This window comes from Rossellomorea orangium (assembly GCF_019334305.1).
Classification (GTDB): Bacteria; Bacillota; Bacilli; order Bacillales; family Bacillaceae_B; genus Rossellomorea.
The window spans coordinates 294,271-309,080 of record NZ_JAHWGH010000014.1; the positions used below are offsets into that span (position 1 = coordinate 294,271).

The following is a 14,810-nucleotide window of genomic DNA, read 5'->3' on the forward strand; positions in this document are numbered from 1 at the left end:
CCCCTTTTAAACCTTTCTCCATCTGCCCAGTAAGCGATAAAGCACTGGAATAAAGACTAATGTCAGCAGTGTACTGGTGGTCAAACCACCGATTACCGTGATGGCCAGGCCTTTTGAGATGACCCCTGAAGAAGAGTCGGACAAGGCAAGCGGCATCAAGGCCAGGATCGTGGCGAGTGCGGTCATCAAGATCGGACGGAAACGGGCATTACATGCTTCTATTAACGACGCTTCCAGTTTCAACCCTTCTCTTCTGTTACTTTCCACTCGGTCTAACATCACGACGGCATTCGTCACGACGATCCCAATCAGCATAAGCATTCCGATCATGCTGCTCATGGATAAGGTTTCACCCGTCAGCATAAGCGCTCCGAGGGAACCGATCGGGACAAAGATGATGGAGGATAGAATGACCAGTGGTGTGATGATTCCACCGTATGTGATCGTTAAGGTCAAGAACACCAGTCCGACAGCAATCATCATCGCCTGCCCCAAGTCCTGGAATCCCTCTGTCATCATGTCCTGTCCGCCACCGACTTTCCACTCAATATCACTGGGTAAGGATAAGGCTTCCATGTCTTTCTTGATGGCTTCTGTTACGTTCCCGACATCTTCCCCTTCGCTTTCGGCAGATAAAGTGTAGGCCGATTTGGTATCCTTATGTTCGATCGTTGCCGGTATTGCCTTTTCCTTGATCTCGGCAATGTCCGATAGTCGCTGGATTCCTGAAGGAGTCATGATCTCGACTTCATTCAATTCTATTTTGGTCGATACCAGATGATTATAGGAAACCCACACTTCCTCTTCCAATTCAAGACTTCCGACGGGACGTGCGTTCATCTGTTCCTGGACCTGCTGATAGACGGCATGTTCGGTCATGCCCTGCTCCTTGGCTTCCTCTTTCAGCTCCAGAATGATCTTTTTTTGCTGTTGTGCAGCGGTGTTTGAGATATTGGTCAATTGATCGTTTTGCTCCATGAGATTCTCTACTTTATCCGCTGCTTCTATTAAGTGATCGGGATTCTTGCTGTAAAGGGTGATGTCGACGGTTTTACCCGACGGAGGGCCCTCTTGGCGTATTTCCTTCAATCGGATGGTGCTTTCTTGATCGTACTCTTTCATAAGGTCCTTAACGGTCTTTTCGAGTTGGTCTCTCTGTGCTTCCACCGTTTCTCCCTCTGACAGTTGGACAGTGAACGTAGCAATTGAATCACCACCACTCTTCACCTGTAATGGATTGCTGTTAGTTGCCATACCGACGGCTCCCTGAACGTACTCGACCTCTTCGTTTTTCATGAGTACGGCTTCGATGTCCTTCGCGAACTTGTCCGTTTCAGACAATGACGTCGACACGGGAAGCTCGACCTCGATTTCAAGAGCATTGGCCGAACCGCTCGGCAGGAATGACTTATTGATCCCAGGCACCATGGCTAAGGCTCCGACAAGCATCAAGACAGAAACCGTGATGACCACCCATTTATGGGAGAGCGATTTGCGTAATATTCCGTCGTACCCTTTTGCCAGCCATCCTGTTTTCTCTTCCTGCTTTCCTTTCTTTAAAAATGCGAAGGCGAGCACAGGGATGACCATGAATGCCACAAGTAGTGACAGAATGATGGATGTGACCACCGCAATCGAGAATGGTCTGAAAAACTCTCCCACGATCCCGCCTACAAAGGCAAGGGGCAGAAACACGACGACAGTGGCAATGGTGGAAGAGCTGACGGCTCCGATCACTTCTCTTGTCGCATTCAGAATGATGTCCCGTTTCGTATACGATTCTTCCTTTTGGAGCCACTTATAGATGTTCTCAATGACGACGATGCTATCATCCACGATCCGTCCTATGGCCACGGCCATTCCGCCAAGCGTCATGATGTTGAGGGTATAGCCAAGATAATCAAGTACGGCAATCGTCCCTAATATGGATAGGGGGAGCGATAAAATCGCAATGAGTGTCGCCCGGGTATTTCTTAGGAACAATAGGATGATCACGACGGTGAAAAAGGCCCCAAATCCGCCTTCCTTGAGAAGGGAATTCACAGATTTCTCCACTTCTTTACCCTGATTGATAATGGTATAGGAATCATAGTCGAACGTTTTATGAAAACCTTCCCATTCTGTTTTTAGCCCTTCCACCACTTCGGCAGTATTGGCTTCTTGCGTTTTCAACACTTCCACGATAATGGCGGGTTCCCCATTATAGCGGGTAATGGCGTTTGCTTCGTTCACCTTTTTTACTTCTGCGATGTCAGACAGGGCAATCGATTGACCGGATGCCTGTTTAGAGGGTGGAGGAATGGGGATGTTAACCTCTTTTAATTGTTCGATGGTACTCACATGCCCCTCGAGGCTGACAGGAATGCCGTCTCCTCCGTTCTCAAGGTTTCCTACTGGAAGAACCACATTTTCCTTCTCCAAGGCAGCCGCAACGTCCGATGCCTTCAATCCAATCTGACGGCTTTTTTCTTTATCCACTTCCACAAAAATCTTGGTGTCCGTTGTTCCCGAAAGCTTGACATCACTGACGCCTGATACATTCGTTAATGATGGAAGTAATGCTTCGTTCACATCGTTCTGTAACTCCTCCAGATTCTCACCGGACAACGCCATTTTATAGATGGGCTTGGCACTGGCTGAGATCCTTTTGTAGGATAGGTCGACCTCATCCGGCAGATTCATTTTCCCAATCGAAGACTGGATGCTGCTTTCGATTTCATCCATATCCTCTCCAAACTCATAGGTCACCTGAATCATAAAGCTATTTTCTCTCGTGGTGCTCGTTAAGGAATCATACGGTTTGATTCCTTCAATCGCTTTTTCAACCGGTGTCGTTACCGCTTTTTCAATTTCTTCCGATGAGTGATTGAGATAGACCCCCTGTATCAGAAGTGTGGGTGAATCAACATCCGGATAGGTTTCTACCTTGATGGATTGAGTTGATACCAGTCCTGCTGCTACCACCAATACGGCCAAAACGATGATGGCCACGTTTTTCTTCAAACAATAATCAACGAAATTCTTCATCATGATCTCTCCTTTTCGATAGATATCATCGTAGAGGAGAAATGTGACCCCAATATGACCAATGGATTAAATTTGTTTCCATAGAAAAAAGCATGGACGTTAATCCATGCTTTTCGGAAGAGTGATTGTGAAGGTGGTGCCTTGGTTCGCTTTACTCGTAATGTCAACGGTGCCATGGTGAACGTCAATGATTTTTTTCACAATGGAAAGTCCGAGCCCGCTTCCCTGTTTCGAGCTTTCCCTTGCCCGGTCCACCATGAAGAAGCGATCAAAGATGTAGGGCACATCTTCATCAGGCATCCCTATACCTGTATCAGAGAACACAACGATGATCTGATCTTCTTCCTCTTTCAAGGAAACCTTTATTTCTCCACCATGATCCGTATACTTGATACTATTTGTCAGGAGATTATGCCAAACTTGCTCCAGTTGATCTTTATCCGCTGACAGTCCTACAGGTTCTACCGCTTCCAGATCAATGACGATTTCTTTCTCCAGCCACTGCGGTTGATGACTGAGAAACACTTGTCGAATCTGCTGGTCGAGAAGGTACCTCTCCTGCTTCACAGGATGTTCTTTGCTTTCGAGAGCCGATAGCTTCAGCAGGTTGGCACTTAGCTTACCAAGCCGCTCACTTTCACTTTCAATGATGGTCAAGTACTGATCCTGCTGTTCTTTAGGGAAAGAATGATCTTTTAAAGCCCTGGCGAAACCCTTGATGGACATCAACGGGGACTGCAGATCATGGGACACATTTGAAATGAACTCTCGCCGCATCTTCTCGACGCTATGTAATTCCTTATTCATCCGGTTAAAGCTTACGGCAAGCTCACCGATTTCATCTTTTCTCTTCACCGTCACCTGTTCATGAAAGTTCCCATTCGCCACCTTCGACGTGAAGGCCGTCAGCTTCTTAATGGGACGTGCGAAATAAAGGGCGACAAAGAGATAAAGCACACTACCGATTATCAAGACGTTGAACAATACTGTTTTCAGGACTTTTTTCACAAAACCGAGCTTCCCGATGAGAACAGGCTTCAAGAAGAGGGCGTACTTCTTACCCTTTACTTCAAAAGGAAGCCCCACAGATGCATGCTTCAAAAATCTTGGATCCTTATTCGTGATATGGTGAACACCGCCGGCAAGCACTTCTCTCACCTCATCTGGTGTGGCATAGTTTTCATGGTTTGCTTCCCCGTAAAACTTCGCCCTTCCATCTTCTGAATAGAGGGCAATGTTATAACGGATGGACGATACTTTCTCTATGTAATTCTCGACGCTCTCTGGTTCCATCACCCTCGACAATTCAATGATACCCTTACCAGCCACCATCAATTCTTCCTCGACTTCGGCAACGACCCGTTTTTCATACATATTATAAGTGATGAAAAAAGAGGTTGTTATACTGATGAACATGACTGCGAGAAACGTCAACACCATCTTGGAATATATCGTATTAACCATCCTGTCGCGCCCCTAGCCGATAACCGAGCCCCCTGATGGTCGTAATCGACACGTCCGAGCTCTTCCCCTCAAGCTTTTTCCTGATCTTCTTAATGTGAGAGTCGACGGTCCGCTCATTTCCTTCAAAGTCGATCCCCCAAATCTCCTCAATCAGCTGATCCCTGGAGAAAACGAGACCCGGGTTGGACGCAAGCTTGTATAGGATCTGAAACTCTTTTAATGGAAAGTCCATACGCTCATCTCCCAGCATGACTTCCAGGCTCTTGCTGTCGATCGTCAGATTCCCGATCGACACCCGCTTCTCCGTGTGCACCTTATTGCGGCGGAGGAGGGCTTTCACCCGCATGATAAATTCTTTGGCCTCAAAGGGCTTCACAATGTAATCATCCGTCCCGAGCTCGAAACCCTTCACTTTATCCTCGCTCTCCCCCTTCGCCGTCACCATGATGATGGGGAGGTCATAGTCCTCCCGGATCTCCCTGCAAAGATCCCATCCATCCTTCTTCGGCATCATAATATCAACGACCACTAAATGAATCTCTTTCTGCCTGACGAGTTCCATTGCTTCTTCGCCGTCATTGGCTTGTAATACATTGTATCCTTCCATCGTTAAATAAAGATTGATCAGCTCTCTGATATGGGGATCGTCATCCACGATCAGGATGGTGATGAGTGACATAGTATTTACCTCTTTTGATTGGGGATTTCTATTTATTCTTTAACATTGTTTATCTGAATTTCCATTTACTGATATGTATTATAGCAAGATTTTTGATGGGATTAAACTTTGTCATTCTATTATGATTTGCACATGCTCTGCCAATGAGTTTGGGCTCCGAGGGTAACAGAGGTAAATGGTTTTACTGTTAAATACACCTTCAAAATTTGGTTGTTTGCAATCCTCAATTGCTGCAAAAAGAAAGACGCTCCCTTCACCGAAGCGTCTTTCTCTCTCTCCTATATTGATCTCCTCACCCGCTCAAAACGCTCCTCTTTTCCAACAGGGGTGATGTCTACCTTTTCAGGCTTCTGTAGTCTTTTTGAAGAAGATGCTTCTACACTCTGATACCCTTCAAGCATCATTTTAAATGCCAACACCGTCAACGTCAGTAAAAAGATCGGGCAGATCGCGATCCACCAGTACGTCGTAAACAGAAACTGAAAGTTGTTGCCGATGATTCCGGACCATTCATTAGAAAGGGAAACGAAGACCATATTTTGAAAGAGGTCTTCCTTCATCGTACCCCCGCCGAAAAAGATGCCCAGGATTCCGAGGTGAGCGAGAAGGACCAGTACCTGGATCATTTCCCTCAGGAAGATGACCACAAGCTGAGGCTTCAAAAACGGCAGGATATGTTTCATGAGAATATGTCTGCGGTTCCCACCAAGGATTTGGACACTGTCCATGAACTCTTTCTTCAGGATCAAATTGACTTCCTTTGAAATCGTCAGGGAGGTGATCGGAACGGCAGCGAGTGTGAGAACAAGGATTTCGATGATGACCCTGGTTCCAAATCCATAGGTGAATTCGGAATCCGTGCCGTTAAACATTCCATCTTCAAACAGGACCCAATACAGCATCAGGTACGCGATAAGGGTGACTGGATAGTAGTAGAATGCTTCAAGAAACGGACGCACCCGTTCATTCACTCTGGGAAGATATAACTCGGACAACGTTCCCCATACAGATGAGATCACAAATCGCAAAGCGGCTACGAGAAAGGCGACCCCCAGCGTAAATTTTGCTCCGATCAGCAGGATATGAAACATGCTTTCAGCAAGATTATTCGTTCCGAATGGCGGATACTCCCACGGGGAATACGGCGGGCCCTTCACTCCATCTTCCGTAAATCGGAGGTTGGCAATCGGAATGTCATTATCAAAGAACCACCCGTACATCAAGCTCCCCATCAGCATCAGGAAGATGAATAAAAAGCCGGTCATAAAGAGCTTATTTCTCCACAGAGTGATCATCCTCCCACCACCTTCGTTTTCATCTTTTTAACCAGTTCCTCGAACAAAAACAGTGGTATGAACATCATGATGACACTCATGGTGGCAATTTCGTATGTCGGATGATTAATGACGAACCAGGTGAGACCGTATGTATTAAAGAGGATCTCCAGCATGATCAAGTTGGAGAGCATGAACGAAATGATCATTTTCGAATGATTGATCAAACTGACTATGCTGTTGCGGAACACATGCTTCAACAATACGTGCAGACCCGACAACCCCTTTCCTGTCGCAAGCTCCACGTAAGGCTTCATCAATTCCTCTTCGAATATGAGGATCAGCGTCCGGTAAAGAAAGATCGTCGGCAGGACGCTGTACGTTAGAAGCGGAAGTGCATAAGGTCTTTCCGATCCCCCCACCACTTCGAAGACCAATATCCCGGTTTTTTTAAATAGAAACACAAAGAACATTTGGGCCAATACGATGACGAACACATCCGGTACGGACTCGAGGATCGTTGAACTCCGGATTAACAGCTTCCTTTTCTTCAGTGAAAGCTGAAACGTGATCAGGATCAATAGAATGGCGAACCCCAATGAAAGGAGAAAGCCAAGGAACAATATAGATAGTGTGTAAAAGTAAAACTCTAAGAAATCGGGAAATACATCATACTTCGCATTGGGCACGAACGACTTCGCTTGGAAAGTCATCGATGCGGGATGGATGAGGGCATCGATGAGATGGATGAAGTTCTTCCAGAAGGTTGCGAGGCTTAAATGGATGCCGTTTTGGAAGGTGCTGATGAAGGCTCCCAGGGTAATGATGGTCAGGATGATGGATAAAATGCGGATGGTGGTTTTCATTGTGGTCCCTCCTTTGTAAAAAGGGAGTCTGTTCATCACAGACCCCTTATAATAAAATTGTTATTTAAACCATACAGACCATGATTCCTCTCCGGATTGAGCTCCAGTATCGTGTCTCATATATGCCATCAGGTAGCCGCATCTCCTTTCACCATCAGGGCCCCATAAATCAAATTCCTCTATCAATCTCCTGATGAACCAACCGAAAATCAGTCTCCTTCAATGAACCTATTTCCTTTCGGTCATTCATTTCTCTTTTCACAGAAAGAACCTTCACCTCTTCCTCCTCCAACAACCCTTCAAGCCCCCTCGCGATTCCTGTCAGCGCAAGGATCGTCAAGGCAAAGAAGGTCATCGGGATGATGAAAATCCACCAGGCATTGGTCAATTCCACAAAGCTCATGGACATGATGCTTGCCCACTCTTGGACGAAAGGTTTTGGCGGATCACATGCCGGCCCGTAGCATACATCTGTTCCTCCGAAGAACAAGTCGAAGAACCCGAGATGGGCGATGATGAGGAGCACCTGGATCGTGATCTTAGGAAATATGATGAACAGGCGGAGCTTCAGGTGTGGCAGGACATGTTTCCGGAACAGGAAGAAGCGGCTTCCGCCCAGTACCCGTGCGCACGTTACGAACTCTTTATCGAGTATTTCGCGGGTTTCATTGGATAATAGAATCGCCGTAGTTGGCGCCGTGATGACAGCCAGGGTGATCGACTGCCAAACGACCCTCTCGATGAAACTCGTTTCAAACCCCTGTGGAGGTTCCCACAGCAAAGGATATAGGATATTAAAGGCGATGATCGATTGCGGGATGAAGTAGAAGGACGTGAATACCGACTGCGTCCACTTTTTCCCCCGCGATCTTGTAAATCCTCCCGCTACCCCGATGACAAAGGAAAGCACGAAGCTAAGGAGGGAAATGATGATGGCTGCACCAATCGTGTACTGCGCTCCCTCCAATACTTTGTAAAACAGGTCGTCCCCTTCACGGTCCGTCCCGAACGGAAAATTCGTTGAAGGCGGAAACGGCGCGTCGCCGATGATCCTGCCCTCGTCATCATACTGAACGAACGTATTGGGGATTTCCCCATCTGCTACATTGAAAATCAAACTCCACCCGACCAGCACGACAATGAACAGTAAACAGATGGCAATCGTGAAATGATGTCGACTCCACATTTTCATAGACTCATCTCCCTGCCTATTTTTCTCGAAATCACAAACTGCATGATTTTTAATAAGAAATACAACGGTATAAACAGCATGATCGAGGTGATGGCAAAGATAGCCGGAGTGTTATAGGAAAACAAGAATGACGTGACGCCGAATACATTGAAGAGATATTCCAGAATCAATAGATTCGACAGCATCATCCAGACGATCTGCTTGCCGTGGTACGTCAAACTGACCAGTACATTCCTCATCATGTGAATGAACATGATCCGGAATTTCCCGAGACCCTTCCCCTTCGCAAGCTCCACATACGGAAGTCCCTCTTCCTCCTGCAAAAAAGATACCATCGACCCGAGGAAAAAGAACGTCGGTAGTATCGAGAGCGTGATCGCCGGAAACAGGATGACCTGATTTTCCCCGAGGGATGCGATGTCAATCACGAGAATGCCGGTTTGCTTGAAGAACCAGATGACGAGCATCTGCAGGATCCCTATGACAAAAATATCAGGCAGGGACGCGAGATAAAACGAGACTCCCTCTATTCCTTTCCGAATCTTTTTCCCTACTGAAAAATAGAGGATCATCAGAAAGATGGAACTCGTTAGCGCCAATCCCAATGCCAGGAAAAAGATTCTTGCACTGCTCAGGAAGGCTTTAAGAATGATTGGAAATAACGGGCGTTCGACATCCGAGACAGGATTTATGTAGACAAGCTTATGAGGTTCGACCAATTCCCTGCATAGCGTGATGAACTCCTCTCCATAGGTCAGTAGTGAAAACGCCTGATGTTTGAAGAGGCCGGATGTCGCACTCACGAATATGATTCCTACTATGATAAGAACAGCTTCCAGACCGGATTTTTTCATTATGTACCCCTTTTATCTTTCTAATAATTACCAGTATACTAGAGTTGAAAATTCTGTCAATTTAATCTGGGTGCTTGGTGGGATTCAGAGTTCATGCGGGTATTGAGGGGAATCATGCAGGATTTATAAAAATCGTGCGGATATTAGCATAATCGTGCGAGAAGCGTGGAAATCATGCGGGATATCAGATATTCATTCCGCCGTGTCGAATTTCCGGTATAAACAAAAAAGTGATCACTCACTTTTTTATTGACTTTCCCCAAAAAGCGAGTAATATTATTTGTGAGTGATTACTCACTTTTATAAAAGGAGGTCCTTCAGCTTGAACATTTTTAATAACAAATTGGTACTCGCATCCCCACTCATTGCACTCGCCATCATCTTTATTTTTTCCCTGACGCTGTTCCCCTCGGTTCAGCCGCAGCCGAAAAATCTGCCGATTGCCATCGTAAACGAAGATGAGGGTGTGCAAGTGCCGGATCAACCGAAGATGAATATGGGGGAAACCCTCGTTGAAAAGATTCACACCATGTCCAGCACGAAATCGGATGAAGACCCTGCCGTGAAATGGATGAACGTGAAAAGTACAGAAGCCGTCCAGAAGGGATTGGACAATCAGGAATACTATGCAGCACTTGTCATCCCAAAGGATTTCAGTGCGAAGCAGGCTTCCTTACGAACACCGGATCCTACTTCTGCTGAAGTACAGATTTTGATCAATCAAGGGATGAACACCATGGCTTCGACCGCTGCGGGTCAGATCTTGAATGGGGTCGTGGACAATATGAACAATGTGGTCCGCCAACAGATTCTGGACGGATTCGAGAAGCAGGGTGCCACTTTGACACCGAAGCAATTTACCAGTATGGTCACCCCTATCACCAAAACGGTGACGAACGTGAATGAAATCGGGTCGAACAGCGCAAACGGAAACGCCCCTGTTTCCCTGTTCCAGCCGCTTTGGATGGCGAGCATGGCAAGTGCCGCGATCATCTATCTCGCTGTCAGCAAATTACCGGTGCTGAGCCGGAAAGAAAAGCTGGCTTCGAAGTTCATTCAAATCCTGATCGGTGCGGTGGTCGCCCTGATCGTCGGATTCGGCCTGACCCTTCTTGCAGATGGACTGATTGGATTCAATATCCCGGATTTGAGCGATACCGCCTTGTTCCTCAGTCTGACATCGTTCAGCTTCTATCTGATGATTTCAGCGATCCTCTCACTGATCGGGATCAGGGGCATGCCGCTCTTTGTGCTCATGCTATTCTTCGGGGCACCGCTACTCGCCATGGCTCCTGAGATGATGTCCTCGTTTTACCGGGACTGGTTTTACTCCTGGCTGCCGATGAAATTCATGGTGCAGGGATTACGGGAACTCTTCTACTTCGGAGAGGGATTATCGTGGAATTCGGCTGTGTCGTCGCTTGTTTGGATCGGGATTGGTGGAATGCTCGTCATTTTGGCTACTGCGTTCAAGCCTCAAACGTCCGGCAAGAAAACAACACAAATGGAAAATGGTCAGGGCGTGTAGCCTCTGACCATTTTTTAAGGATCAACAGAGTTTTTGTTCACATCACTATGCTTATACGCTTCCCCGATCTTCGTGGCATGTTGCGTTAAGTCTGGAGGCGTCATGCCTGACTTTTTCTCAAGATAGATGGCGATGCCTGCGACGAGAATGACGGGGACCAAAATGAATAGGAAAACCATGAGTGGTCTCTCCTTTCTTCTAATTAGCGTTTCGTTCTTTTTCCAGAAACTCCACCCGCTGTTTTAAATCTTTCACTTCTCTTCTCAATTCTGCGTTCTCGTTTCGTCTTGACCTTTTTGACTCCTTCAATAATGAAAAAAAGCCCCAATAAGCGATAAAAAAAGATAATCCTAGTATTAACAGGACAATCACAATTCCAACGACAGTTTCTAAAATGGTTGATCATCCTTTCTTACCTGTACATCTGGCCACCTATATTTATCACACCACTAAAATGCTTCATAACACTCCCTGCAGTGCTGACCATTCATCTGGCGCTTATTCTTCGCCCCGCATTTTGGACAGGATACAACCTCCGACTGTAGGTCTATTCCTTTACGGTTGTGCATGTGTTGAGTCAGTGCTTTATTGGCTAGAAAGATCGTACCCACGATGGCACAACCGATAGCTCCTAATATGATGATGAGTAAGATTCCATCCATAGGATCCATCCCTTTCTGATTGTTGTTACTTATGTATACGGTTGGAGTTGTAAAAAGTTTCAAATAAAGGGGCATTACCCATAAAGACGGGTGCTCTTCAAAGGTTCATATAAAAACCACCTAAAATAAAAACAAACCAGCAGACATCCCTGCTGGTTCCCTGGTTCATTATAAATCTTTCTGATCCACATTCAACTCAATCAAATTCCCGTCCGGGTCGGCACAGAAAATCTGGGCGAATCCGCTTTTCGATTGAGGCTTCTCTAATACTTCCACATTGTTTTCCTTTAACCATGTGAGAGTCTCATGATAGCTTTCCACTCTTAGGGCAAAATGACCTTCTCGACTGGATAACTGCTTATCCGAGCGGAGAGTCTGAGAAGACGGGTCCACAATCAGGTGAAGCTGCTGTCCTTCTATTTCATACCAGGCGCCCGGGAAACCAAAATCCGGTCTTTCGATTTCCTTCAGGCAAAGTGTCTTTCCATAGAAATCTTTGGCTTTCTCAAGATCCGTCACGTTCAAGCTGACGTGGTGGAGACTTTTGTACTTGATCAACTGCACTCACTTCTTTCATATAGTCTTAACTCCATTCTACAGAACAGAAACCCGTTCAGCGAGGGACGGACCTCTAAAAAACCAGGCAAAAGCGCCAAATCAGTGGGTTTCATGCTCGAAAGAAGGTATAAATCAAGGTCCGTCCCTCCCGCTTAACGCAGTGAGGGACGGACCTCTGTTGTTCTTGCAGGGTTTGATGCTGTCCCTTCTTCCTTTTTGCTGTAGGGCGGGAAGGATAGGATGACGGAGGTTCCTTTGCCCGGTTTGCTCAGGACTTTGATGGTGCCTTTCATGCCTTCGACGAGCTGGTAGACGGTCATCATGCCGAGGCCGGTACCGTTCTTGCCTTTCATGGAGAAGTACGGTTCGCCGAGGCGCATGAGCTGTTCCTTGGTCATGCCGATTCCCGTGTCATTGATGACGATGAATATCTTTCCATTTTCAAGATAGCTGAAAATGCGGAGAGTACCTCCGTTTTCCATCGCTTCCAGGCCGTTCTTCATAACGTTGATGAGGACCTGCTGAAGCTTGTTCGGATCACCCTTGATGGAGTGGTGATGAAGAATATTCGCTTGCAGGGTGATTCCTTTTTTGATGGCTAGGGGCATGATGATTTCCTTCGATCGGTTGATTTCATCCCGAATCGCCACTTCCTCTTCAAGCTCGGGGTGTGGCCTTGCAAAGTTCAAGTATTGATTGATGACTTCCGTCGCACGGTCGATTTCACTGACCGCGACCTCTGAAAGTTCTTTATTGTTGGTAATATTGGATGGATCTTCATTGATCAGCTGAAGGAATCCCCTCACGGTCGTCAATGGATTCCGGACTTCATGACTCATGCTTGCAGCGAGGTGACTGACCACCTGCATCTTCTCATATTTTATCGATTTCAATTGAAGAATATAGATCGTCCGGATGATTTCACATAAGTAGAACACAAAGAACGTAGACCCGGTCAGGACCGCTGAGTAGATTGGGAATGAACTTAGCTCGCCGAAATCAAAGATGACAGACGGCAGCCAAAAGGAAAGAACCGAGTATCCGAAAGACAGAGCCGAATACGTATAGACCCTCGCCTTCAATGCCTTGTTTTCCAATCTAGGGCGCACATACAAAATGATGGCAGTGAATAGGATCGCAATGATCATAGTAATGATCACTCCCGTCCCCATCATCGGCAGCCGGATCGCAACCATCGTAACGGCAAGCCACGGCATGACCTTCCTGCCGCCGTAGATCCCTCCAAGTAAAAAGGGAATACAGCGCAGGTCATATAAAAACCCATCTTCCAACTGAACTGACAACCCCATACTGACGAGCATGAGAAACGAACTGATCAGGTAGATCGAAAAAGATGACATCTGGAGCTTATGTACTTTATTTCTTGATAGATAGTGAAAGTTTAACAGCAATATCACAATCAGAATGACAAGGAGATTAATCAGCAGACCGGTCAATAAATCTAAATGATCCATCGGAATAGCATCCCCACTTTCGATTATTTTTTTAAAATTAAAAAAATAATTCCTCATTCCTTATTATAACTGAATTTGGTTGAATGTGAATCACCATTAGATAGTCCCATCTTTTTTCATAAATCGGCCGGTTCCGATGGAGAGATGAGAGGAAAACACTGAAAAATACCTAGTGAGTCGTGATTCAATAACGAAATTGCTCTTTTATTTTGAACGGAGGGGACTTGTCAATACGGGTAACTTGGGAAAGTTTTGTAGAATTGTAGGGAACCATGGGGACAGGTATCGCCGCTTTTATATAACAAAGGCCAAGGGACCTGTCCCCTTGGCTTTTCACCCCCACATGCTCAAAGGGCTGCTCCCGTCATTTTTAGTTTCATAGGGTTGGTCTGGTTATAGATATCCACAATCTTCCCGTTTTCGCTTCTGAAAGTCACGATGGCAAGAGGTTCTTCGTTGCGTTTTAAAAGCACCCCATAACCGGTATTGATTCTTACGCTTACCATTTGAAGGTCCTTGTAGCTACTATGTTGGACTTGTTGAGAAAGATAGGTAAATAATTGGACAAATGCTTTATAAGGAAGTGGTTTGCGGGCGATGGGCAGTTCCCCTCCGCCTTCTGCATAGTACGTGACATCTTCTGTCAGCAACTTCAGGAAGATCGACGTCTCTCCTGTTTCTAATGCTTTGATAAAAGCTTCGCTCAGTTCATTTTCCACTTCTGTTTCTTCTTCCCGCATTGATCCTTCCTGTACTTTCTGCCTAGACCTGCTAAAGATCTTTCTTACAGCCGGATTGGATTTATGAAGGATTTCCGCAATCTGTTCATAGGGATATTCAAATGCCGACCGTAAGATGTACACCACCCTTTCCACTGGCGAAAGGCGTTCCAGGAGGAACATGAACGAATAGGATAACGTATGCTTCCTGATCAATACATCCAATGGATCCTCGTTTACAGAAAGAGGTTCTGGAAGCCATGTTCCTACACATACTTCCCGTTTTCGTGTGCCTGATTTTAAGACATCAAGGCATCGATTGGTCACGCTTTTACAAAGGAAGGCCTGGATGTTATCCACCCTGTCAAATGTGTCCAGACCTAGATTTCGGGTAAATACATCGTGAACTGCATCACGCGCATCGTTGATGTCACCGAGCATGTGATAGGCGATATGAGTTAGCAGACGCTTGTTCTCTTCATAGATGGTTTCGATCTCACTCATGATAATCT

At 46.1% G+C, this 14,810-nt stretch carries 13 protein-coding genes; 1 reads left to right on the forward strand and 12 read right to left on the reverse strand.

Going from position 1 to position 14,810, the window contains the following annotated elements; translation table 11 throughout:
- Window positions 1-6: 6 nt before the first annotated feature.
- The 7 genes from KYJ26_RS11080 to KYJ26_RS11110 form a co-directional block, all read right to left on the reverse strand.
- Window positions 7-3,030, reverse strand: coding sequence for an efflux RND transporter permease subunit (locus KYJ26_RS11080; protein WP_257474973.1), 3,024 nt, complete (start codon window positions 3,028-3,030; stop codon window positions 7-9).
- A 96-nt stretch (window positions 3,031-3,126) separates the two neighbouring features.
- Window positions 3,127-4,491 (reverse strand): sensor histidine kinase, encoded by a 1,365-nt coding sequence (locus tag KYJ26_RS11085; protein ID WP_219167330.1) that lies wholly within the window; start codon window positions 4,489-4,491, stop codon window positions 3,127-3,129.
- Window positions 4,484-5,170, reverse strand: coding sequence for a response regulator transcription factor (locus KYJ26_RS11090; protein ID WP_219167331.1), 687 nt, complete (start codon window positions 5,168-5,170; stop codon window positions 4,484-4,486). The genes KYJ26_RS11085 and KYJ26_RS11090 overlap by 8 nt, the downstream gene beginning before the upstream one ends.
- A gap of 278 nt (window positions 5,171-5,448) precedes the next feature.
- Window positions 5,449-6,465 (reverse strand): ABC transporter permease subunit, encoded by a 1,017-nt coding sequence (locus tag KYJ26_RS11095; RefSeq protein ID WP_219167332.1) that lies wholly within the window; start codon window positions 6,463-6,465, stop codon window positions 5,449-5,451.
- The gene (locus tag KYJ26_RS11100; RefSeq protein WP_219167333.1) at window positions 6,462-7,310 is read right to left on the reverse strand and encodes an ABC transporter permease subunit; all 849 of its coding nucleotides are present in this window, start codon (window positions 7,308-7,310) and stop codon (window positions 6,462-6,464) included. The genes KYJ26_RS11095 and KYJ26_RS11100 overlap by 4 nt, the downstream gene beginning before the upstream one ends.
- A gap of 169 nt (window positions 7,311-7,479) precedes the next feature.
- On the reverse strand, window positions 7,480-8,502 hold the full coding sequence (locus tag KYJ26_RS11105; protein ID WP_219167334.1) for an ABC transporter permease: 1,023 nt from the start codon (window positions 8,500-8,502) through the stop codon (window positions 7,480-7,482).
- Window positions 8,499-9,356, reverse strand: coding sequence for an ABC transporter permease subunit (locus KYJ26_RS11110; RefSeq protein WP_219167335.1), 858 nt, complete (start codon window positions 9,354-9,356; stop codon window positions 8,499-8,501). Before KYJ26_RS11110 ends, KYJ26_RS11105 begins: the two co-directional genes overlap by 4 nt.
- Before the next feature lie 328 nt (window positions 9,357-9,684).
- On the opposite strand from KYJ26_RS11110, the gene KYJ26_RS11115 reads away from it, so the two are divergent.
- Window positions 9,685-10,884, forward strand: a complete 1,200-nt coding sequence (locus KYJ26_RS11115) for a YhgE/Pip domain-containing protein (protein ID WP_219167843.1) — start codon at window positions 9,685-9,687, stop codon at window positions 10,882-10,884.
- A 14-nt stretch (window positions 10,885-10,898) separates the two neighbouring features.
- On the opposite strand, the gene KYJ26_RS11120 is transcribed toward KYJ26_RS11115, so the two are convergent.
- The 5 genes from KYJ26_RS11120 to KYJ26_RS11140 all read right to left on the reverse strand — a co-directional run bounded on the left by KYJ26_RS11120 (window position 10,899) and on the right by KYJ26_RS11140 (window position 14,802).
- Complete coding sequence (locus KYJ26_RS11120; RefSeq protein ID WP_219167336.1) at window positions 10,899-11,063, reverse strand: hypothetical protein; 165 nt, start codon at window positions 11,061-11,063, stop codon at window positions 10,899-10,901.
- A 270-nt stretch (window positions 11,064-11,333) separates the two neighbouring features.
- Window positions 11,334-11,546, reverse strand: coding sequence for a hypothetical protein (locus tag KYJ26_RS11125; RefSeq protein WP_219167337.1), 213 nt, complete (start codon window positions 11,544-11,546; stop codon window positions 11,334-11,336).
- 168 nt (window positions 11,547-11,714) lie between these two features.
- The gene (locus tag KYJ26_RS11130) at window positions 11,715-12,104 is read right to left on the reverse strand and encodes a VOC family protein (RefSeq protein ID WP_219167338.1); all 390 of its coding nucleotides are present in this window, start codon (window positions 12,102-12,104) and stop codon (window positions 11,715-11,717) included.
- Between the two features lie 152 nt (window positions 12,105-12,256).
- Complete coding sequence (locus KYJ26_RS11135) at window positions 12,257-13,579, reverse strand: ATP-binding protein (RefSeq protein WP_219167339.1); 1,323 nt, start codon at window positions 13,577-13,579, stop codon at window positions 12,257-12,259.
- Between the two features lie 347 nt (window positions 13,580-13,926).
- Entirely contained in the window at window positions 13,927-14,802 is an 876-nt protein-coding gene (locus KYJ26_RS11140) for a sigma-70 family RNA polymerase sigma factor (protein WP_219167340.1), read from the reverse strand.
- Window positions 14,803-14,810 lie beyond the last annotated feature (8 nt).

Excerpts from the sequence above, each read along its gene's own strand:
- KYJ26_RS11125 (WP_219167337.1), bottom strand. The coding sequence starts at position 11,546 with ATGGATGGAATCTTACTCATCATCATATTAGGAGCTATCGGTTGTGCC.
- KYJ26_RS11140 (WP_219167340.1), bottom strand. The coding sequence starts at position 14,802 with ATGAGTGAGATCGAAACCATCTATGAAGAGAACAAGCGTCTGCTAACT.
- KYJ26_RS11095 (WP_219167332.1), bottom strand. The coding sequence starts at position 6,465 with ATGATCACTCTGTGGAGAAATAAGCTCTTTATGACCGGCTTTTTATTC.
- KYJ26_RS11110 (WP_219167335.1), bottom strand. The coding sequence starts at position 9,356 with ATGAAAAAATCCGGTCTGGAAGCTGTTCTTATCATAGTAGGAATCATA.
- KYJ26_RS11120 (WP_219167336.1), bottom strand. The coding sequence starts at position 11,063 with ATGGTTTTCCTATTCATTTTGGTCCCCGTCATTCTCGTCGCAGGCATC.
- KYJ26_RS11085 (WP_219167330.1), bottom strand. The coding sequence starts at position 4,491 with ATGGTTAATACGATATATTCCAAGATGGTGTTGACGTTTCTCGCAGTC.
- KYJ26_RS11105 (WP_219167334.1), bottom strand. The coding sequence starts at position 8,502 with ATGAAAATGTGGAGTCGACATCATTTCACGATTGCCATCTGTTTACTG.
- KYJ26_RS11135 (WP_219167339.1), bottom strand. The coding sequence starts at position 13,579 with ATGGATCATTTAGATTTATTGACCGGTCTGCTGATTAATCTCCTTGTC.
- KYJ26_RS11090 (WP_219167331.1), bottom strand. The coding sequence starts at position 5,170 with ATGTCACTCATCACCATCCTGATCGTGGATGACGATCCCCATATCAGA.
- KYJ26_RS11100 (WP_219167333.1), bottom strand. The coding sequence starts at position 7,310 with ATGAAAACCACCATCCGCATTTTATCCATCATCCTGACCATCATTACC.
- KYJ26_RS11080 (WP_257474973.1), bottom strand. The coding sequence starts at position 3,030 with ATGATGAAGAATTTCGTTGATTATTGTTTGAAGAAAAACGTGGCCATC.